A 20,340-nucleotide genomic window follows, 5' to 3' on the forward strand; every position below is an offset into this window, starting at 1 on the left:
GGCGGACAGCCGGACCGACGCTAGGCAGGTCATCCGTCGATCACCAAACGGACAGCGCCTTTTGTAGCGCATGCCACAGGGCAGACAGGCCATCTCCCCAACAAGCCGGACATAGCACGGAACCCCGGCATACGACTCGAAGCCGGGGTTCCGTTTGGATGCATCGCACCCGTTCTGTGCGCCTCTTCTGATGCGCGGCTTTCGATCAGCCGCTGACGACGGTCACTTCACCGATCCCGAGCGCCCTGACCGGGGCCTCGATCTGCGCCGCGTCGCCGACCAGCACCGTGACCAGACGGTCCACGGGGAACGCGCTGACCACAGCCGCGGTCGCCTCCACCGTGCCCGTCGCGGCCAGGCGGGCGTACAACTGCGCCTGGTAGTCGTCCGGGAGGTGCTGCTCGACCTGGTCGGCGAGCGTGGCCGCGACCGACGCCGCGGTCTCGTACTTCAGGGGGGCGACGCCGACCAGGTTCTGCACGGCGACGTCGCGCTCGGCGTCGGTGAGCCCCTCCGCCGCCAGCGTGCGCAGCACCGTCCACAGGTCCTGCAGCGCGGGGCCGGTGTTCGGCGTGTCCACGGAACCGCTGATGGCCAGCATCGAAGCACCCGAGCCGTCCGGGGCGGACAGCAGCACCTGGCCGAAGGCCCGTACGCCGTAGGTGTAGCCCTTCTCCTCGCGCAGGACGCGGTCGAGCCGGGAGGTCAGCGTGCCGCCCAGGCAGTACGTGCCGAGCACCTGGGCGGGCCAGACGCTGTCGTGGCGGTCGGGGCCGGTACGGCCGATCAGCAGCTGCGTCTGAACGGCGCCGGGGCGGTCGACGATGAACACCCGGCCGGTGTCGTCGGCCGTGATCGCCGGCACGGGCCGGGTGGGCGCCTTGTCGCCCGTCCAGGCCCCGAGGGTCTCGGCGAGGACCGCGTCCACATCGATCCCGGAGAGGTCGCCGACGATCACGACGGTCGACGTGGACGGCCGAACGTGCGCCTCGTAGAAGGCCCGTACGGCCGCGGAGTCGATCCTCGCCACCGTCTCCTCGGTGCCCTGGCGCGGCCGGGACACCCGCAGGGACGACGGGAAGAGCTCCTTGGAGAGCTGCTTGGCCGCGCGGCGGGCCGGGTTGGCCATCTCGTGCGGGATCTCGTCGAGGCGGTTGCGGACGAGCCGGTCGACCTCGCCCGCCGCGAAGGCGGGGGCGCGCAGGGCGTCGGCGAGCAGACCGAGCCCCTTGGGCAGCCGGGATGCGGGGACCTCCAGCGAGACACGGACACCGGGGTGGTCGGCGAGCGAGTCGAGCGTGGCGCCGCAGCGCTCCAGCTCGGCGGCGAAGTCCTCGGCGCTGTGCTTGTCAGTGCCCTCCGAAAAGGCGCGGGCCATGATCGTGGCGACGCCGTCGAGGCCCTCGGGCTCCGCCTCCAGGGGCGCGCCGAGGAGGATCTCCACGGCAACGACCTTCTGGCCGGGGCGGTCGCAGCGCAGCACGGTCAGCCCGTTGTCCAGGGTGCCGCGCTCGGGGGCCGGGAAGGCCCAGGGCCGGGCGGTGCCGGGGGTGGGCTGCGAGTGGAAGTCCATGGTCACGGCAGCGTCGCTCACTGGTCCGCCCCCTTGTGCTCGTCGTTCTCGTCGGCCGCCGCGGCCTCGTCGCTGATGTCGCTGTCGTCGGCGGAGATGGGCTCGTAGACCAGGACGGCCCTGTTGCGCGGGTGCAGCCTGGCCTCGGCGACCGCCTGCACCTCCTCGGCGGTGACGTCGAGGACGCGCTGTACGGCGGTCAGCGCCAGCTGCGGGTCGCCGAACAGGACGGCGTAACGGCACAGTTCGTCGGCACGGCCGGCAACGGTGCCGAGGCGGTCGAGCCATTCGCGCTCGAGCTGGGCCTGGGCGCGCTCCATCTCCTCGGGCGTCGGGCCCTCGGCCGCGAACCGCGCGAGCTCCTCGTCGACGGCGGCCTCGATCTGCGGAACCTCGACGCCGCCGGAGGTCTTGACGTCCAGCCAGCCGAGCGACGGGGCACCGGCCAGGCGCAGCAGCCCGAACCCGGCGGCCACGGCCGTCTGGTCGCGGCGCACCAGGCGGTTGTGCAGCCGCGAGGACTCGCCGCCGCCGAGGACGGTGAGCGCCAGGTCGGCGGCGTCGCACTCGCGGGTGCCGTCGTGCGGGAGGCGGTAGGCGGCCATCAGGGCGCGGGCGGGGACCTCCTCGACGATCTCCTCGCGCAGCTGCTCGCCGATGACGTCCGGCAGGGTGCCGTCGCGCGGGGGCTGCTTGCCGTCGTGGGACGGGATGGAGCCGAAGTACTTCTCGATCCATGCGAGCGTCTGCTGCGGATCGATGTCCCCGACGACCGACAGCACCGCGTTGTTCGGCGCGTAGTAGGTGCGGAAGAAGGCGCGGGCGTCCTCGAGGGTCGCCGCGTCGAGGTCGGCCATCGAGCCGATCGGCGTGTGGTGGTACGGGTGGCCCTCGGGGTAGGCGAGGGCGGTCAGCCTCTCGAACGCCGTGCCGTACGGCACGTTGTCGTAGCGCTGGCGGCGCTCGTTCTTGACGACGTCGCGCTGGTTCTCCATCGACTCGTCGTCGAGCGCGGCCAGCAGCGAGCCCATGCGGTCGGCCTCCAGCCAGAGCGCCAGCTCCAGCTGGTGGGCGGGCATGGTCTCGAAGTAGTTGGTGCGCTCGAAGCTGGTCGTGCCGTTCAGCGAGCCGCCGGCGCCCTGGACGAGCTCGAAGTGGCCGTTCCCCTTCACCTGGGCCGAGCCCTGGAACATGAGGTGCTCGAAGAGGTGGGCGAGTCCTGTACGGCCCTTGACCTCGTGACGGGAGCCGACGTCGTACCAGAGGCAGACCGCGGCGACCGGGGTCAGGTGGTCCTCCGAGAGCACGACGCGCAGGCCGTTGGCCAGGCGGTGCTCGGTCGCTGTCAGGCCGCCGGAGTCGGCCTGAGCTGTGGCCGTGTGACCCATGGGCATGTACGTCCCTTCGATCGCGATGCTGAATGTGCTGCCAGACCTGCCACTGTATGCAAGCGTGCTGACACCTGGCGAAGTTCCCGGCCGCCGGTCGGCGTTGTTCGCCCGCTCGTGGGGGACGCGGCCGCGGGGCCGCGGCGGCCCCCGTACCCGGGTCGCGGTCCACGTTGTCAGCGGGACGGTCCACAATGGTCGGCGTCAGATCCAGCCTGGTACGTGAAGGAGCAGCAGCCGCGATGGCCCGCCGCAGCACGAAGACCCCACCGCCGGACGATTTCGAGGAGAGGATCCTCGACATCGACGTCGTGGACGAAATGCAGGGCTCCTTCCTCGAGTACGCGTACTCGGTGATCTACTCCCGCGCCCTGCCCGACGCCCGCGACGGCATGAAGCCGGTGCACCGCCGCATCGTCTACCAGATGAACGAGATGGGCCTGCGCCCCGACCGCGGCTACGTGAAGTGCGCCCGCGTCGTCGGCGAGGTGATGGGCAAGCTGCACCCGCACGGCGACGCGTCGATCTACGACGCCCTGGTGCGCATGGCGCAGCCGTTCTCGATGCGCCTGCCGCTCGTCGACGGCCACGGGAACTTCGGCTCGCTGGGCAACGACGACCCGCCGGCCGCCATGCGGTACACCGAGTGCCGCATGGCGGACGCCACCAGTCTGATGACGGAGTCGATCGACGAGGACACGGTCGACTTCCAGTCGAACTACGACGGCCAGGAGCGGGAGCCGGTCGCCCTCCCCGCCGCCTACCCGAACCTTCTGGTCAACGGGGCCTCCGGCATCGCGGTCGGCATGGCGACCAACATGCCCCCGCACAATCTGGGCGAGGTCATCGCCGCGGCGCGGCACCTGATCAGATACCCCCACGCCGACCTCGAAGCGCTGATGCGCCATGTGCCCGGCCCCGACCTGCCGACCGGCGGCCGGATCGTCGGCCTCGGCGGGATCAAGGACGCCTACGAGACCGGCCGCGGCACGTTCAAGATCCGCGCCACCGTGTCCGTCGAGACGGTCACCGCCCGCCGCAAGGGCCTGGTCGTCACCGAACTGCCCTTCTCGGTCGGTCCCGAGAAGGTGATCTCCAAGATCAAGGACCTGGTCTCGGCGAAGAAGCTGCAGGGCATCGCCGACGTCAAGGACCTCACGGACCGGCAGCACGGCCTGCGCCTGGTCATCGAGATCAAGAACGGCTTCATCCCCGAGGCCGTCCTGGAGCAGCTGTACAAGCTGACCCCCATGGAGGAGTCCTTCGGCATCAACAACGTGGCGCTGGTGGACGGCCAGCCGCTCACGCTGGGGCTGAAGGAACTGCTGGAGGTCTACCTGGACCACCGGTTCGACGTGGTGCGCCGGCGCAGCGAGTTCCGCCGCACCAAGCGCCGCGACCGGCTCCACCTGGTCGAGGGACTTCTCGTCGCCCTGCTCGACATCGACGAGGTCATCCGCCTGATCCGCTCCAGCGACAACTCCGCCCAGGCCAAGGAACGCCTGATCGAGCACTTCTCGCTGAGCGAGATCCAGACGCAGTACATCCTCGACACTCCGCTGCGGCGCCTGACCCGGTTCGACCGGATCGAGCTCGAGAGCGAGCGCGACCGGCTCAACAGCGAGATCGAGGAGCTCACCCGGATCCTGGAGTCGGACTCCGAGCTGCGCAAGCTGGTCTCCGCCGAACTCGCCGCGGTGGCCAAGAAGTTCGGGACCCCGCGGCGCACGGTGCTGCTGGAGTCCGCGGGCGTGCCCGCGCCCGCCGCGTCGCTCCAGGTCGCGGACGACCCGTGCCGCGTACTGCTGTCCTCGACGGGCCTGCTGGCGCGCACCGCCACCGGTGAGCCGCTGGAGGACCACGGCACCAAGCGCACCAAGCACGACGTGATCGTCTCGGCGGTGCTCACGACGCAGCGCGGCGAGGTGGGTGCGGTGACGTCGGCCGGGCGGCTGCTGCGCCTGTCCGTGATCGAGCTCCCGCAACTGCCGGACACGGCGTCCGACCCCAACCTGGCGGGCGGTGCTCCGGTCGCGGAGTTCCTGACGCTGGAGGCGGACGAGCAGGTCATCTGTCTCACCACGCTGGACGAGTCCTCGCCGGGCCTCGCGCTCGGCACCGCGCAGGGCGTGGTCAAGAGGGTGGTCCCCGACTATCCGTCGAACAAGGACGAGTTGGAGGTCTTCGCGCTCAAGGACGGGGACCGGATCGTGGGCGGCACGGAGCTGCGTACGGGCGAGGAGGACCTGGTCTTCATCACCTCCGACGCGCAGTTGCTGCGCTTCCCCGCCGCGCAGGTGCGGCCGCAGGGCCGGGCGGCAGGCGGTATGGCCGGTATCAAGCTGGCGGAGGGTGCGGAGGTGATCTCGTTCACCGCGGTCGACCCGGCCGGGGACGCGGTGGTGTTCACGGTGGCCGGCTCGCAGGGCACGCTGGACGAGGCTCCGACGACGGCGAAGCTCACGCCGTTCGACCAGTACCCGCGCAAGGGGCGCGCCACCGGGGGTGTGCGCTGCCAGCGCTTCCTGAAGGGCGAGGACATGCTGGTCCTGGCCTGGGCCGGCGCAACCCCGGCGCGCGCGGCGCAGAAGAACGGCGCACCGGCGCAGTTGCCGGAGCTCGACCCGCGCCGTGACGGCTCGGGCACGCCGCTGACGTCACCGGTCGCGGTCCTGGCGGGTCCCGCGAGCTAGAGCTCCTGGTCGGGGGTGCCGGTCCCGTCCGGCTCCCCCGGCTCGTCCACCCCGTCCGGCTGAGTGGGCACGTAGCGCAGGACGCCCCACATGCTGCGCTCGTCGGGGCGGTCCCCGGGTCCGCTCAGCGCGCAGGCCTCGATCTCCTTGCGGAGCCCTGCGGCGTCGATGCCGGAGCCGATGAGCACGAGCTGCGTCATGGGCGGCTCGCCGGCCGGCCAGGGCTGCGGGGAGAAGCGCAGGAAGCGCCCGACCGCGTGGACGGCGTACCGGTTGCGCGGATCCGCCGCGCCGAAGTCGACGAAGCCCTTGATCCGGTACAGCCCGGCGGGCCTGGAGTCGAGGAACGCCATGAGCCGTCGCGGGTGCACCGGTACGTCGAGGGCGACGCAGACACTGTCGTACGCGGCGTGCAGATGCCCCTCGTGCCCGTGGCCGTGCCCGCGGTCGTACGCCTCCGCGTACAGGTCCTCGAAGGAGAGCTGGCGGACCTTCTCCTCCTGTTCGGGCCGTACGGCAGGGTCCAGGAGCAGGGCGGGATCGACCCGTCCGTACTGCGCGGAGACGACGGGTGTGGCCCCGGCGAGCTCGGCGAGCGTGTCCCGCAGCCGCTCCTGTCCGGCTTCGTCCACGCGGTCGGTCTTGTTGAGGACGACGAGGTCGGCGACGGCGAGGTGCCGGTCGAGCTCGGGATGCCGGGCCCTGGTGTTGTCGAACTCGGCGGCGTCGACGACCTCGACGAGCCCTCCGTACACGATCCGGGGATTGTCGCTGGCGAGAATCATCCGCACGAGCTCCTGCGGCTCGGCCAGCCCGGAGGCCTCGACGACGATGACGTCGATCCGCGCCGAGGGGCGGGTGAGCTTGTCGAGATAGTCGTCCAGCTCGCTCGCGTCGACGGCGCAGCACAGGCAGCCGTTGCCGAGGGAGATCGTGGAACCGACCTGCCCGGCGACGGTCATGGCGTCGATCTCGATCGACCCGAAGTCGTTGACGACGACACCGATGCGGTTGCCGCCGTTGCGGCGCAGCAGGTGGTTGAGCAGCGTGGTCTTTCCTGATCCGAGGAAGCCCGCGAGGACGACGACGGGGATCTGCGACGTGCTCGGGCTCACTGCTGCACCTCGGACGGTTGGACTGCTCCGGCGGCCCAGGATAAGGGCGCACGTGAAGTGAACGATTGTTAGCAGCGCGTACCGGGCACACATTCGACACGGCCCCGGAGGGAGCGCCTCGGCGTTCCCTCCGTGCGCCGTCGTCTCCGCCTCCCCGCCGGTCAGAGCCGCTCGGCACTCTGGGAGTCAGCAGTCATGCAGTCGACGACCGCTCACCGGTGGGCTGCGCCCGCACTCCGCCCGGTCCGGTGCCCGGTCGCCTGTCTCGGGGGTTGACATGAGCACACAGGGAAATCGGCACCAGCGGGGGGTGGCGGCGGGTATCGCGCTGGTCATCGCCTCCGCGACCGGCGTGGTGGGACTGGTCGCCGCGCTCAGCCTCGCCATCAGTTCGACGATGGAGGCGCTCGCACCCGACACCGACGTCTCCGCCGCGAACGCCGTCTTCTCCGGCCTGGCCTTCGGCGCCGTCCTCGTCGCCCTGATCATCCAGCACGGCCAGCTCCGCCGGCAGAACTCCAGCCTCGCCACCCAGCTTCAGCACATGGAGGCCGCCAACGGCTACCAGCGGCGCGCCGACATCACGAGCCAGCACCGGCTCCAGTTCGAGCTGCTGTCCAAAGCGATGGACGATCCGGATCTCGCCGAGGTGCTCAACGCGTACGGTGACCACGTCCCGCCGGTGCGCCGGCGCCAGTATCTGTACGCCAACGCTCTCTACGGCAACCTGCTGCACGCCTACCGGATCGGCTCGACCAGCGAGCGGGACCTGAACGGTCATGTGAGGGTGATCTGCCGCAGCCCCCTCTTCCGCGAGTACTGGCGAGAGACCCGGCAGCATCGCGCCGAGCTGCCGTACGAGTCGGACGAGGCGAAACTGGGGCGGATGGTCGACCGGGTGATCGACGAACGCCCGGCGGGGTGACCGAGGAGCAAAGCCGTCGTTTCACCTGTGTGTAAACGGAGGCCGCAGTGGTCCGGTCGTGGCACACTGCGCCCCAGCCGTGTCACCCCTCTCCCACACACAAGGATCGGCGCCAGTGAAGATCGTTCGTAGGATCGGAGCGTCCCCTCGCGAGCGCGGAAGCCTGTCCGGGCAGACCTGCCCGGACATTTTCGAGCTCAGCGACGGCCGCTTCGCCGTGATCGGCACCGAGGCCACGGAAGACCTCGACAAGGAACTTCCCGCCGACGCCGCCCGCGCGGACTACGAGCGCATCGTGATCATCAGTCGCGAAACGCTCATCAGAGCCAAGGCCGACATCCCCGACGCGTAACGGCCGGCGGGGACCGCACGTGCTCGGCGCCGACCGGTGCCGAGCACGTCGTCGTTCCGGCCCCGTGAACCGCCTCGGCGTTCTGAACATGCCGAGTCCCCGGGGCGCTGAGAGGCCCGTGCGGGAATCGCCTCGTGCGGAGGCGTCGTGTGCGGGCCGGGTGCGGAATCGTCCATTTCGAAAAGCGGGCCGCGCCGTTTACCGTTCGTAGGCATGAGCCCCGTACCGACCGCCCCCGCCCGGCGACGGCGGTTCGGCTGGCCGCAGCGGGTCTTCTCCCAGGTCCTGCTCATGCAGCTGGCCATCGCCACCGGCGTCACCGCGCTGGCCACCGGCCTTTTCCTCGCGCCGCTCAGCTCCCAGCTCGACGACCAGGCGATGCGGCGCGCCCTGGCCATCGCGCAGACCACCGCCTCCCCCGAGCTCGCCGACGAGGTGACCGGCACGCGCCCGACCGCCGACGGCCCGGTGCAGAAGGAGGCCGAGCGGATCCGGGTCTCCACCGGCGCCGAGTACATCGTCGTCATGGACGACAACGGCGTGCGCTGGTCGCACACGTCACCCTCCGAGATCGGGCGCATCGTCTCGACCGACCCGAGCGAGGCTCTCGCCGGCCGAGAGGTGATGGAGATCGACAGCGGCACCCTGGGACGCTCCGCACGGGGCAAGGTGCCGCTCAAGGACGACGAGGGCCGGATCGTCGGGGCCGTGTCGGTCGGCATCGAGTACGACAGCGTCCGCGCCAGGCTGCTCGCCGCCATCCCGGGACTCATCGCGTACGCGGGCGGTGCGCTGGCCGTCGGCGCGCTGGCGGCCTACCTGATCTCCCGCAGGCTCCAGCGACAGACCCACGACCTCGCCTTCTCCGACATCTCCGCCCTGCTCGCCGAACGCGAGGCCATGCTCCACGGCATCCGTGAAGGCGTCGTGGCCCTCGACCGGACCGGCAGGATCCGGCTGCTCAACGACGAGGCACAGCGCCTGCTGGGGGTCGGCCCCGACGCCACCGGCCGGCCGCTGGACGAGGCGCTGGGCGAAGGCCGTACGACCGAGGTGCTCGCGGGCCGCGTCAGCGGCGAGGACTTGTTGACCGTACGGGGCAGCCGGGTACTGATCGCGAACCGGATGCCGACCGACGACGGAGGCGCCGTCGTCACTCTGCGCGACCGCACCGAACTGGAACAGCTGGGCCGGGAACTCGACTCGACCCGAGGCCTGATCGACGCCCTGCGCGCCCAGGACCACGAGCACGCGAACCGGATGCACACCCTCCTCGGTCTGCTCGAACTGGAGATGCACGAGGAGGCCGTGGAGTTCGTCACCGAGGTCGTCGGCGTGCACCGGGCCACCGCGGAGCAGGTCACGGAGAAGATCCACGACCCGCTGCTGGCGGCGTTGCTCGTGGGCAAGGCGACCGTGGCGGCCGAGCGCGGGGTGTCGCTGCGCATCGCGCCCGCGACGCTGCTGCCCGACCGGCTGGTCGATCCGCGCGGGCTCGTGACCGTCGTCGGCAATCTCGTCGACAACGCGCTGGACGCGGCAGCGGGCACGCCGGACGCGACGGTCGAGGTGGAGCTGCACGCGGAGGACCGCACCGTCGTCCTGCGCATCGCGGACAGCGGGCCCGGGGTCGCGCACGAGCGGCGTGAGCTGATCTTCACCGAGGGCTGGTCGACCAAGGAGCTGCCCGCGCACGGCAAGCGCGGGCTGGGGCTGGCGCTTGTGCGCAGGTTCGCCGAGCGGCAGGGCGGCGCGGCGGTGGTGAGCGAAGCCGCCGCGGGCGGCGCCGAGTTCACCGTCGTCCTGCCGGAGGCACTGACCGAGCAGCCGCTCGCGGCAATGGGGGCGGCGGAGATGCCGAGGGCCGCCGCCGAGACGATGCGAGAGACACGATGATCGACGTACTGGTCGTGGACGACGACGTCCGGGTCGCGGAGATCAACGCGGCCTACGTCGCCAAGGTGCCGGGCTTCCAGGTCGCCGCGATCGCCCACTCGGCCGCCGAGGCACTGACCCGTATCGCCGAGACGCCTGTGGATCTGATCCTGCTCGACCACTATCTGCCGGATGAGAACGGCCTCGCCGTGGTCCGGGAGCTGCGCCGTCTCGGCCATCAGACCGATGTGATCATGGTGACGGCGGCCCGTGACGTGGCGACGGTCCAGGACGCCATGCGTCACGGCGCCCTCCAGTACCTGGTGAAGCCGTTCAACTTCGCCGGGCTGCGCACCAAGCTGGAGGCGTATGCGACGCTGCGGCGCACCCTCGAGGGGGGCGGCGAGGCGGAGCAGGCCGAGGTGGACCGCATCTTCAGCACCCTGTCGGCGCGGTCGGTCGCGCCCGAACTGCCCAAGGGGCACTCACCGACGACGGCCGAAGTGGTGCGCCAGGTCCTGCTGACCGCCGAGGGCCCGCTCTCGGCCCAGGAAATCGCGGAACGGGCGGGGATGAGCCGGCAGACCGCACAGCGCTACCTGAAGCTGCTGGAACGGGCGGACCGCGTGCGGCTGAGCCTCAAGTACGGCGAGACGGGCCGTCCCGAACACCGCTACTCCTGGACGACCAGCGGCTGAACCTGCCTCCGGTGTGCGGTACGGGCAGGCTCGAACGCCACGTCACACCGCTTCCGACCGGAGGCCGGGCTGTCGACGGTCGGCTGCCGGCGGGACCGCTGCCGAGACCGCCGACAGGCCGCACCGGCGGCCCGCTACACGGCACCGGCCCCGGTCAGCGCCCGCACCTCGGTCTCGGCCTGCCGGGCCAAGTCCGGCGGCTCCGACGACGTGACAGTGCCGATCCAGCCCGCGAGGAAGCCGAGCGGGATCGAGACGAGCCCTGGGTTCTCCAGCGGGAAGACGTGGAAGTCCATGCCCGGGAAGAGCGCCTGCGGGCTCCCGGACACCACCGGCGACAGCACCACGAGCAGCACCGAAGGGATGAGACCTCCGTAGACCGACCACACCGCCCCGCGGGTGGTGAACTTCCGCCAGAACAGCGAGTAGAGCAGGACGGGCAGGTTCGCCGACGCGGCGACCGCGAACGCCAGCCCCACCAGGAAGGCCACGTTCAGGTCGCGGGCCAGCAGTCCGAGCCCGATGGCCACGGCGCCGATCCCGACCGCCGCGATCCTGGCGACCGCCACCTCGCTGTACCCTCCGCCCTCCCGGTCGGCCGGGCGTCGCAGGGTTGCGTACAGGTCGTGCGCGACCGAGGCAGAGGACGCCAGCGTGATGCCCGCGACGACCGCGAGGATCGTCGCGAAGGCCACGGCGGCGACCACCGCGAAGAGCACGGTGCCCCCGGTCGAGCCCGCTCCCCCGCCGAGGTCGAGGGCGAGCAGCGGCACGGCGGTGTTCCCGGCGGCGCTCGACGCCCGTACCTCGTCCGCGCCCACCACGGCCGCGGCACCGAAGCCGAGCACGATCGTCATCAGATAGAAGCTGCCGATGAGGCCGATGGCCCAGACGACCGAGTGGCGGGCGGCTCGCGCGGTCGGCACGGTGTAGAAGCGCGACAGGATGTGCGGCAGTCCTGCCGTGCCCAGCACCAGTGCCAGGCCGAGGCTGATGAAGTCGAGGCGCGCGGTCCAGTCGCCCCCGTACCGGAGCCCGGGTGAGAGGAACTCCCTGCCGCGTCCGCTGCGCTCGGCAGCGGAGTTGAGCAACTGGCCGATGTCACCGCCGAAACGCATCAGCACGAGCACGGTCATCGCGATCGCGCCCGCCATCAGCAGCACGGCCTTCACGATCTGGATCCAGGTGGTGGCTCGCATCCCTCCCATCGACACATAGATCACCATCAGGGCGCCCACGCCGACGACGGTCCACGAGCGCGCGGCTTCGCTCGTCCCGCCCAGCAGCAGCGCGACGAGGGACCCGGCTCCCACCATCTGCGCCACCAGATAGAGAACGGACACGGTGACCGAGGAAGTTCCCGACGCGATACGCACGCGTCGCTCCTTCATCCGGGAGGCGACGACATCGGCGAGAGTGAACCGGCCGCAGTTGCGTACCAGTTCCGCGACGAGGAAGAGAACGACGAGCCAGGCGACCAGGAACCCGACGGAGTAGAGCATTCCGTCGTAGCCGAACAGGGCGATGAGTCCGGAGATGCCGAGGAAGGAAGCGGCCGACATGTAGTCGCCCGCGATGGCGAAACCGTTCTCCATCGGGGAGAAGAGCCGCCCGCCCGCGTAGAACTCCTCGGCCGACCCGTGCCTGTGGCGGCTCACCCATGTCGTGATGCCGAGGGTGACGGCGACGAACGCGCTGAACAGCAGCAGCGCCAGTGCCTGGTGGTCGCCGCTCAACGCCCGGCCCCCCGAGTCATCTCCTGGGTGTCCCACCGCAGTTCGAGCGCCGCACCGTCGCGCCGCCGACCGGCATGGCAGGCATACGCCCAGGTCAGCAGAAACGTGGTGAGGAACTGGCCGAGTCCTGCCACCATCGCCACATTGACCGCGCCCGCGACCGGGCGGGCCATGAACTCCGGTGCGGTGGTCGCGGCCACCACGTAGGCGAGGTACCACAGGAGGAAGGCGAGGGAGGCAGGCACGACGAACCGCCGGTAGCGGCGGCGTACTTCCTGGAAAGCGGCGCTGCGCTGCACCTCAAGATAGATCTCGGCAGCGCTCGGGCCGGTCTCGCCCTGCTGCGCGGACGCCGGCGAGGTCACGGGGACCCGCCCACCGGTGCCGTCCACATCGCCCCAGCCGGAGGCCGGCGTGTCGTACCACGGGTCCTCGACCCGAACCGCCGACGCGCCTTGCCCTTCCTTCTCGTCCACGCTCAACTCTCCTTGTCAGCGAACCGTTTCGGCCCGCATGCACAAGAATGGACAAAGCGAGAAGATCTCGGACTCTTCTCCCAGGGCTCTTCACTCCATCAGGTGATGCCCGTCCCCGGTGGCTGAGCGAGCCCTTCCCGATAGGCGTACCGCACCGCCTGCGCGCGGTCGTGCAGACCGGCCTTCGCGAAGAGATTGTTGATGTGCGTCTTCACCGTCGCCGTGGAGATGCCGAGCCGACCCGCGATGTCCGCGTTCGCCAGGCCTTCGGCGATCAGGGTGAGCACCTCGCCCTCACGGGTCGTCAGACCGTCCGGCAGGCGGGGCCCGGCCGCCGGTGGCTCGGCGGTGACCTGTTCCAGCAGCCGCTGCTGCACGACCGGTGAGAGGCCCGCTCCACCCGCCATGACGTCCTGGACGGCCCGGACGATCTCGTCCCCGTCCGCGTCCTTGGTGAGATAGCCGCGCGCCCCTGCCCGCAGTGCCGGGAAGAGCGAGTCGTCGTCCGCGTAGGTGGTGAGCACGACGGCCTGTGTCGCTGGGTGCCCGGCGCGGATCCGGCGGGTCGCCTCCACTCCGTCGCAGCGCGGCATCCTCAGGTCCATCAGCACGATGTCGAGGGCCAGTTCGGCTACGAGCCGGACCGCTTACTCCCCGTCCCTGGCCGAGCCGACGACCTCGATGCCGGGCAGCAGACCCAGCAGCATCACGATGCCCTCGCGCACCACGGCCTGGTCGTCGGCGACGACCACTCTGGCGATCCGCCCGCTCATACCGGCACTCGCAGCCGCACCACGAACCCCTCCCCGTCCGGTCCCGCGTCCAGGGTGCCGCCGGCCAGTTCCGCCCGCTCGCGCATCCCCAGCAGACCGTATCCGGCGCCTGATGCCATGAGGTCACCGGTCTTCTGCCGTGCCCCGAAGTCACGCACCTCCAGGGCTATTTCCCCCTCCAGATAGGCCAGCGCGATGCGTACCTCGGCTCCGGGCGCGTGCTTGCGCACGTTGGTCAGGGCTTCCTGGGCGACTCTCCGCACGGCCTGCGACGCCTCGGCGGGAAGCTGCCGCCGCTCCCCCGTGACCTCGGTCCGTGCCCCGTCGGCGGCTGCCAGCTCGCGCAGGTAGTCCTCCACCGGCGCCATCTCGCCCCGCAGCGCCGACAGGGCCTGCCGGGTCTCGGCCAGCCCCTCCCGGGCCATGGCGCGCGCCGCGACCACCCGCTCAAGGAGCTTGTCCCGGAAGGGGCGCTCGGGGCCTCGCTCGATCTGCAGCCTGGCCGCCTTTCAGGTGCACGTGCTGCGCGGAGAGGCTGTGCGCGAGCACGTCGTGGATCTCCCGGGCGATACGGGCCCGCTCGGCGAGGCCCGCCGACGTCGCTTCGGCCTCGCGAGCCGCCCGCTCCTGCGGGAGAAGCCGGTACCCGGTGCCCTTGGCGTGGGCGTCGAGCCGCAGGGAGTAACCGGCGAGGACCACCGCCGCGGTGGTGACCCATGCGCCCCACCGGCTGTCGTCGGTGAGGGCGAACCCGACGCACTGCACGGCGACCGTGCCCAGCGCCGCGGCGAGCGGCATACGCGCCATGGCCATGACGCAGCAACTGATCCACAGCACCACCGCGGGAAACGTCGGCCCCGGCGGCGTAGGCTCCGGCCCCCACCGCGCACAGGACTGCCAGCAGCCCCAGCGAGGGAAGCAGCCGGTTGGCCAGCGTCGTCAGGTGGAAGCGCATGACGGCCGCTGCGCAGCCGGCGAGCCCGAGCGGCGGCAGCACAGCGCCCCAGCCGTGGAACGCACCCGATGCGTAGGAGCTGTACACGGCCCAGCCGGCCAGGCCGAGGAGCATGGCCATGTCCAGCGCGATACGCGCCTTCGGGATCCCGATCCGGGACAGCGCCTCGCGCGTCGGCCACTCGGTCCATCTGCTGCCGGGCACCCCTGTCCTCCTCCGTCCGCGCCGATGCTACGGAGGCGGGGGCCCGCGCCGGATCGGACCGGGGGAGGAAGCGGGGGTGGAGCCTGCCTCCACCCCCGGGTGGGCGTCAGGCGTCGATGCGGGAGCGGTCGAGGGTGGCCGCCGAGCTGGTGATGAACTCCTTGCGGGGTGCGACCTCGTTGCCCATCAGCAGGTCGAAGATCTGCTCGGAGGCCTCGAGGTCGCCGATGTTGATCCGGCGCAGAGTACGGTGACGCGGGTCCATCGTGGTCTCCGCGAGCTGGTCCGCGTCCATCTCTCCGAGGCCCTTGTAGCGCTGGATGGAGTCCTTGAAACGGACGCCCTTGCGCTGGAACTCGAGCAGCGTCTGCCGCAGCTCGTTGTCCGAGTACGTGTAGACGTACTTGTCCTGGCCCTTCTTCGGCTGGATCAGCTCGATCCGGTGCAGCGGCGGAACAGCGGCGAACACCCGGCCGGCCTCCACCATCGGCCGCATGTACCGCTGGAAGAGCGTGAGCAGCAGGGTCCGGATGTGGGAACCGTCGACGTCGGCGTCCGTCATCATGATGACCTTGCCGTAGCGCGCCGCGTCGATGTCGAAGGTGCGGCCGGAGCCCGCCCCTATGACCTGGATGATCGCACCGCACTCGGCGTTCTTCAGCATGTCCGAGACGGACGACTTCTGGACGTTGAGGATCTTGCCGCGGATCGGCAGGAGCGCCTGGAACTCGCTGTTGCGTGCCAGCTTGGCCGTGCCGAGCGCGGAGTCTCCCTCGACGATGAAGAGCTCGCTGCGCTCCACGTCGTCACTGCGGCAGTCGGCGAGCTTGGCGGGCAGCGACGAGGACTCCAGGGCCGTCTTACGGCGCTGCGCCTCCTTGTGCTGGCGGGCCGCGATGCGCGTACGGGCGGCGGCGACGGCCTTCTCCAGGACGGCGCGGGCCTGGGCCTTCGCGTCCCGCTTGGTGGAGGTCAGGAAGGCCTTGAGCTCCTTGGCGACCACGTTCGCGACGATCCGGTTGGCGGCCGAGGTGCCGAGGACCTCCTTGGTCTGGCCCTCGAACTGGGGCTCGGCGAGCCGAACGGTCACGACCGCTGTGAGGCCCTCCAGGGCGTCGTCCTTGACGATGTCGTCCTCGGCGACGCGCAGCAGCTTGGTGGAGCGCAGGACCTCGTTGACCGTCCTGGTCACCGAGCGCTCGAAGCCCGTGACATGGGTGCCGCCCTTGGGGGTGGCGATGATGTTGACGAACGACCTGACCGTGGTGTCGTAGCCCGTGCCCCAGCGCAGGGCGACGTCGACACCGAGCTCGCGGGTGACCTCGGTCGGGGTCATGTGACCGCGGTCGTCGAGGACGGGCACGGTCTCCTTGAAGGTGCCCTGGCCGTTCAGCCGCAGCACGTCGCAGACCGCCTTGTCCTGCGCCAGATACTCGCAGAACTCGCTGATCCCGCCGTCGAAGCGGAACGTCTCCACGCTCTTGCCTTCGCCGTCGCCACCCGCCGGGCCGCGCTCGTCGTGCACGACGATGGTGAGCCCGGGGACGAGGAAGGCGGTCTGCCGGGCACGCTGGTGGAGCGTCTCCAGGGAGAGCCTGGCGTCCTTGAGGAAGATCTGGCGGTCCGCCCAGTACCGCACGCGGGTGCCGGTCCGGGCCTTCGGCACGCGCTTGCCCTTCAGGAGCCCGTTGGCCGGGTCGAAGGGGGCGTCGGGGCCCGACTCGGTGAAGATGCCGGGCACGCCGCGCCGGAAGCTGATCATGTGGGTGGCGCCGCCGCGGTCCACCTCGACGTCGAGCCGCGCGGAGAGCGCGTTCACCACAGAGGCGCCGACGCCGTGCAGACCGCCGGAGGCCGCGTAGGACCCGCCGCCGAACTTGCCGCCGGCGTGCAGCTTGGTCATCACGACCTCGACGCCCGACAGGCCGGTCTTGGGCTCGACGTCGACCGGGATGCCGCGGCCGTTGTCCCGGACCTCGACAGACCCGTCCTCGTGGAGGATGACCTCGATGTGGTCGCAGTGGCCGCCGAGTGCCTCGTCCACGGAGTTGTCGATGATCTCCCACAGGCAGTGCATCAGGCCACGGCTGTCGGTGGACCCGATGTACATGCCGGGCCGCTTGCGGACCGCTTCGAGGCCCTCCAGGACGAGCAGGTGCCGCGCGGTGTAGTTGGAACCGTCACGGTCTGCGGTCAGCAGCGCTGTGGACGGCACGGACGTTTCGGCGGTCACGCGGTTCGCTCCTCGCTGAATTTCAGATGTGGCCAAGTGGGGTAAGGCCGGGGCGTCGGTCGCCGCTCAGAGCCTACCGAGGCCTGGTAGAGCCGATGTAACGCCACCCTCTTGATTTCTCATGCTAGTCCAGCATCGCATACGTGTTCGATCCCTCGATGGGGTGACGTGCACATCACGTTCCCTTCCAGGCATGAACCATTTAGGCTCCGGGCACGTCCTCATGAACAACCGGCAACCCAGCCGGGAGGGCCAAACGAGACAAGCAACGCGAAATCCGTAGAGCGAAGCAATACGGCTCATTCGCCGCCAACCGGCAGCAGACAGCCGCCTCGGAAAAAAATTCGAGGGAAAGCCCCGAGCGGGAACGTTTTCGGGCTGGTTGGATGTTGCACCTGGTACGACAGCTCGTCGAGCTAGAGAAGAGGCGACGTGACTACTGTTCTGACCCCCGCGAGCCCGCTGACGGCCGCTGACCGCTGCGACCGTTGCGGCGCCCAGGCGTATCTGCGCGTCGTCCTGATCAGCGGCGGTGAACTGCTCTTCTGCGCCCACCACGGCCGCAAGTTCGAGCCGGAACTCAAGAAGATCGCCGCGGAGATACAGGATGAGACGGACCGGCTGACGGCCGTTCCGGCCGGAGCCGGCGAAGAGGACCACTGAGACCTCGCATCCACGACGAGCCATGAGCCGGTCGAGGACCGGCGTCGGGCGGCTGCCCCCTGGACACAGGGAGCAGCCGCCCGCTCTCATACAGGGACCGCGGGGATGAACGCGGCAGCGGTCAGTGGCCGACCAGGACGTTCCCCCCGGTGACCAAGGGGGCGACCGTCGACACCCGGGTGTAGACCCCAGGTGCTTCCGGGCGGCCGCAGCCGCTGCCCCACGAGACGAGGCCGATGAGCCGCCCGCGTGCGATCAGCGGGCCCCCGCTGTCCCCCTGGCAGGCGTCCCGCCCGCCCTGCGGAGCCCCGGCGCAGAGCATGGTTGTCTTCATGTACCGGCTGCCCAGTCCGCCCGGGTAGGCCCGCTCACAGGTCGCGTCCGGCAGGACCGAGACGCGCGCCGCACGCAGCGTGGGCGCGTAGCCGCCCCCGCCCGTGGTGTCGCCCCAGCCGTACACGGTGGCCTCGGTGCCGGGCGCGTACACGTCCTCGCCCGCCTTCGCGACCGGGAGCACATTGGCACCCGGCAGAGCCTCCGAGAGCGTCAGGACCGCCATGTCGGCCGTGTTCGTGGCGGGGTCGTACGCCGACGAGACCTGGCTCGAGCGGACGGCGATCTCCCGTCCGCCCTGCCCGTCCAGCGCGGAGCGGCCGGAGATGACGCGCAGATCCCGCACGGCGCTCACCTCCTTGCCCAGCACGGCCCGGCTGAGGCAGTGAGCGGCGGTCATCACCTTCGTGGGCGCCACGACGACGCCCCCGCAGAACTGCCCGGCCCGCTTTGGGCCGAACCGGTCACGGCTGGACAGGGCGACGACCCAGGGACTCTCTCCGGCCTTCACCTCGAAGCCGCCGACGACCACGCGGTCGGCGGCTGCGGGCGAGGGCATCGCCAGTGGCGCCAGGACTGCGGCGGCGATGAGGGCCGGAACCCCGGCCAGTCCTCGGGCTGTGGGACGACGCATACGGCCTCCTGACTCTGCGTGAATGGTGTGCACCCAGAGTGGTGCAGGGTGCCCCCGACCGCACCCGCGAGAGAACCTGGACACGACAAAGGGCCCGGTCCCCCATGGGGGACCGGGCCCTTTCGCGGCATGGGCCGCAGGCGCGCCGACGACCTAGTCGAGGTAGTCCCGCAGCACCTGGGAGCGCGACGGGTGACGCAGCTTCGACATCGTCTTGGACTCGATCTGACGGATGCGCTCACGCGTCACGCCGTAGACCTTGCCGATCTCGTCGAGGGTCTTCGGCTGACCGTCGGTGAGACCGAAGCGCATCGAGACGACGCCCGCCTCACGCTCGGACAGCGTGTCCAGGACCGAGTGCAGCTGTTCCTGGAGGAGCGTGAAACTGACCGCGTCGGCCGGCACGACCGCCTCGGAGTCCTCGATGAGGTCACCGAACTCGCTGTCGCCGTCCTCGCCGAGCGGCGTGTGCAGCGAGATGGGCTCGCGGCCGTACTTCTGGACCTCGATGACCTTCTCGGGGGTCATGTCGAGCTCCTTGGCCAGCTCCTCCGGGGTGGGCTCGCGGCCCAGGTCCTGGAGCATCTGGCGCTGCACCCGCGCGAGCTTGTTGATGACCTCGACCATGTGCACCGGGATACGGATGGTGCGGGCCTGGTCGGCCATGGCGCGGGTGATCGCCTGACGGATCCACCAGGTGGCGTACGTGGAGAACTTGTAGCCCTTGGTGTAGTCGAACTTCTCGACGGCACGGATCAGACCGAGGTTGCCCTCCTGGATCAGGTCCAGGAAGAGCATGCCGCGGCCGGTGTAGCGCTTGGCCAACGAGACGACCAGTCGGAGGTTGGCCTCCAGCAGGTGGTTCTTGGCGCGGCGGCCGTCCTCGGCGATGATCTCCAGCTCGCGCTTGAGCTTGGGGGCGAGCTTGTCCGAGTTCGCCAGCTTGTCCTCGGCGAACAGGCCCGCCTCGATGCGCTTGGCGAGCTCGACCTCCTGCTCGGCGTTGAGGAGCGGGACCTTGCCGATCTGCTTGAGGTAGTCCTTGACCGGGTCGGCGGTGGCACCGGCGACGGCGACCTGCTGTGCGGGCGCGTCGTCCTCGTCGTCGTCGGAGAGGACAAAGCCCTTGCTCTCGCCTTCGGGCTCCTCTTCGTCACCCTTGGCGCCGGGCTGGACCTCGTCGAGCAGCTCTTCGCCCTCGACGATCTCGTCGTCCTTCTTGCCCGCGGTCTTCTTCGCCGCGGTCTTCTTGGCGACCGTCTTCTTCGCCGCGGTCTTCTTCGTCGCCGCCTTCTTGGCGGCGGTCTTCTTGGCGGGCGCGGCGGCCGCCGACTCGTCCGCCGTGACGTCGACGGTCTCGGGCGACGACGCCGCGGTGGCGGCGACGGTCTTGGCCGGAGCCGTCTTGGCGGCGACGGTCTTGGTGGCGGTGCGCTTTGCCGGGCTCTTCGCTGCGACGCTCTTGCGGGCGCGCTTCGGCGACTCCGCTGCACTGACCATCAGCGTCACACCCTCTTCCTCGAGGATCTGGTTGAGGCTGCGCAGAACATTCTTCCACTGGGTTGGCGGAATCTGGTCAGCCTCGAAGGCCCGACGCACGTCATCGCCGGCGATCTGCCCATCAGCCTTTCCCCGCTCGATGAGCGCCATCACAGACTCGGACTCGGCGATCTCCGGCGGGAGCGTACGGGATGTGCTGGCCGACACGAACAAC

At 70.4% G+C, this 20,340-nt stretch carries 14 protein-coding genes and 2 pseudogenes; 6 read left to right on the forward strand and 10 right to left on the reverse strand.

Features of this window, described 5'->3' with window-relative positions:
• Positions 1-205: 205 nt before the first annotated feature.
• Together QFZ82_RS11420 and QFZ82_RS11425 are read right to left on the reverse strand one after the other, a co-directional pair.
• Positions 206-1,573: a M16 family metallopeptidase gene (locus QFZ82_RS11420; protein ID WP_373429412.1), complete on the reverse strand. Its 1,368-nt coding sequence runs from the start codon at positions 1,571-1,573 to the stop codon at positions 206-208.
• Positions 1,574-1,590: 17 nt separating this feature from the next.
• Positions 1,591-2,961: a pitrilysin family protein gene (locus QFZ82_RS11425; RefSeq protein WP_307717693.1), complete on the reverse strand. Its 1,371-nt coding sequence runs from the start codon at positions 2,959-2,961 to the stop codon at positions 1,591-1,593.
• Between the two features lie 242 nt (positions 2,962-3,203).
• Here QFZ82_RS11425 and QFZ82_RS11430 point away from each other — a divergent pair, with 242 nt between their 5' ends.
• Positions 3,204-5,654, forward strand: coding sequence for a DNA topoisomerase (ATP-hydrolyzing) subunit A (locus tag QFZ82_RS11430; RefSeq protein WP_307713070.1), 2,451 nt, complete (start codon positions 3,204-3,206; stop codon positions 5,652-5,654).
• Here QFZ82_RS11430 and QFZ82_RS11435 read toward each other — a convergent pair.
• Positions 5,651-6,769 carry a GTP-binding protein gene (locus tag QFZ82_RS11435; protein WP_307713071.1) on the reverse strand — a complete coding sequence of 373 codons (1,119 nt, stop codon included), beginning with the start codon at positions 6,767-6,769 and terminating at the stop codon, positions 5,651-5,653. The two genes, QFZ82_RS11430 and QFZ82_RS11435, sit on opposite strands and share 4 nt — an antisense overlap.
• A gap of 277 nt (positions 6,770-7,046) precedes the next feature.
• Here QFZ82_RS11435 and QFZ82_RS11440 point away from each other — a divergent pair, with 277 nt between their 5' ends.
• From QFZ82_RS11440 to QFZ82_RS11455, 4 genes are all read left to right on the forward strand, one after another.
• Complete coding sequence (locus tag QFZ82_RS11440) at positions 7,047-7,694, forward strand: DUF6082 family protein (protein WP_307713072.1); 648 nt, start codon at positions 7,047-7,049, stop codon at positions 7,692-7,694.
• Positions 7,695-7,809: 115 nt separating this feature from the next.
• Complete coding sequence (locus QFZ82_RS11445; protein ID WP_177151644.1) at positions 7,810-8,046, forward strand: hypothetical protein; 237 nt, start codon at positions 7,810-7,812, stop codon at positions 8,044-8,046.
• A gap of 213 nt (positions 8,047-8,259) precedes the next feature.
• Positions 8,260-9,942, forward strand: a complete 1,683-nt coding sequence (locus QFZ82_RS11450; RefSeq protein ID WP_307713073.1) for a sensor histidine kinase — start codon at positions 8,260-8,262, stop codon at positions 9,940-9,942.
• Positions 9,939-10,619 (forward strand): response regulator, encoded by a 681-nt coding sequence (locus QFZ82_RS11455; protein ID WP_307713074.1) that lies wholly within the window; start codon positions 9,939-9,941, stop codon positions 10,617-10,619. Before QFZ82_RS11450 ends, QFZ82_RS11455 begins: the two co-directional genes overlap by 4 nt.
• A gap of 134 nt (positions 10,620-10,753) precedes the next feature.
• On the opposite strand, the gene QFZ82_RS11460 is transcribed toward QFZ82_RS11455, so the two are convergent.
• From QFZ82_RS11460 to QFZ82_RS11480, 5 genes and pseudogenes are all read right to left on the reverse strand, one after another.
• Positions 10,754-12,355: a cation acetate symporter gene (locus QFZ82_RS11460; protein WP_307713075.1), complete on the reverse strand. Its 1,602-nt coding sequence runs from the start codon at positions 12,353-12,355 to the stop codon at positions 10,754-10,756.
• Positions 12,352-12,831 (reverse strand): DUF485 domain-containing protein, encoded by a 480-nt coding sequence (locus tag QFZ82_RS11465; RefSeq protein WP_307713076.1) that lies wholly within the window; start codon positions 12,829-12,831, stop codon positions 12,352-12,354. Before QFZ82_RS11465 ends, QFZ82_RS11460 begins: the two co-directional genes overlap by 4 nt.
• A gap of 98 nt (positions 12,832-12,929) precedes the next feature.
• Positions 12,930-13,604 (reverse strand): annotated as a pseudogene (locus QFZ82_RS11470) (response regulator).
• Positions 13,601-14,763 (reverse strand): annotated as a pseudogene (locus tag QFZ82_RS11475) (sensor histidine kinase). Before QFZ82_RS11475 ends, QFZ82_RS11470 begins: the two co-directional pseudogenes overlap by 4 nt.
• Positions 14,764-14,869: 106 nt before the next feature.
• On the reverse strand, positions 14,870-16,996 hold the full coding sequence (locus tag QFZ82_RS11480) for a type IIA DNA topoisomerase subunit B (RefSeq protein WP_307713077.1): 2,127 nt from the start codon (positions 16,994-16,996) through the stop codon (positions 14,870-14,872).
• Between the two features lie 432 nt (positions 16,997-17,428).
• On the opposite strand from QFZ82_RS11480, the gene QFZ82_RS11485 reads away from it, so the two are divergent.
• On the forward strand, positions 17,429-17,659 hold the full coding sequence (locus QFZ82_RS11485; RefSeq protein WP_100109587.1) for a hypothetical protein: 231 nt from the start codon (positions 17,429-17,431) through the stop codon (positions 17,657-17,659).
• Positions 17,660-17,780: 121 nt separating this feature from the next.
• On the opposite strand, the gene QFZ82_RS11490 is transcribed toward QFZ82_RS11485, so the two are convergent.
• A complete protein-coding gene (locus tag QFZ82_RS11490) occupies positions 17,781-18,626 on the reverse strand; it encodes a trypsin-like serine protease (protein WP_307713078.1) in 846 nt (281 codons plus the stop codon).
• Between the two features lie 153 nt (positions 18,627-18,779).
• Complete coding sequence (locus QFZ82_RS11495) at positions 18,780-20,333, reverse strand: RNA polymerase sigma factor (protein ID WP_307713079.1); 1,554 nt, start codon at positions 20,331-20,333, stop codon at positions 18,780-18,782.
• Positions 20,334-20,340: the final 7 nt, after the last annotated feature.

This window comes from Streptomyces sp. V4I23 (assembly GCF_030817975.1).
In the GTDB taxonomy this organism is placed as follows: Bacteria; Actinomycetota; Actinomycetes; order Streptomycetales; family Streptomycetaceae; genus Streptomyces.

Bases quoted from the DNA above. Each gene is read 5' to 3' on its own strand.
- QFZ82_RS11425 (WP_307717693.1), bottom strand. From the start codon at position 2,961: ATGGGTCACACGGCCACAGCTCAGGCCGACTCCGGCGGCCTGACAGCG.
- QFZ82_RS11490 (WP_307713078.1), bottom strand. From the start codon at position 18,626: ATGCGTCGTCCCACAGCCCGAGGACTGGCCGGGGTTCCGGCCCTCATC.
- QFZ82_RS11455 (WP_307713074.1), top strand. From the start codon at position 9,939: ATGATCGACGTACTGGTCGTGGACGACGACGTCCGGGTCGCGGAGATC.
- QFZ82_RS11420 (WP_373429412.1), bottom strand. From the start codon at position 1,573: ATGGACTTCCACTCGCAGCCCACCCCCGGCACCGCCCGGCCCTGGGCC.
- QFZ82_RS11440 (WP_307713072.1), top strand. From the start codon at position 7,047: ATGAGCACACAGGGAAATCGGCACCAGCGGGGGGTGGCGGCGGGTATC.
- QFZ82_RS11450 (WP_307713073.1), top strand. From the start codon at position 8,260: ATGAGCCCCGTACCGACCGCCCCCGCCCGGCGACGGCGGTTCGGCTGG.
- QFZ82_RS11430 (WP_307713070.1), top strand. From the start codon at position 3,204: ATGGCCCGCCGCAGCACGAAGACCCCACCGCCGGACGATTTCGAGGAG.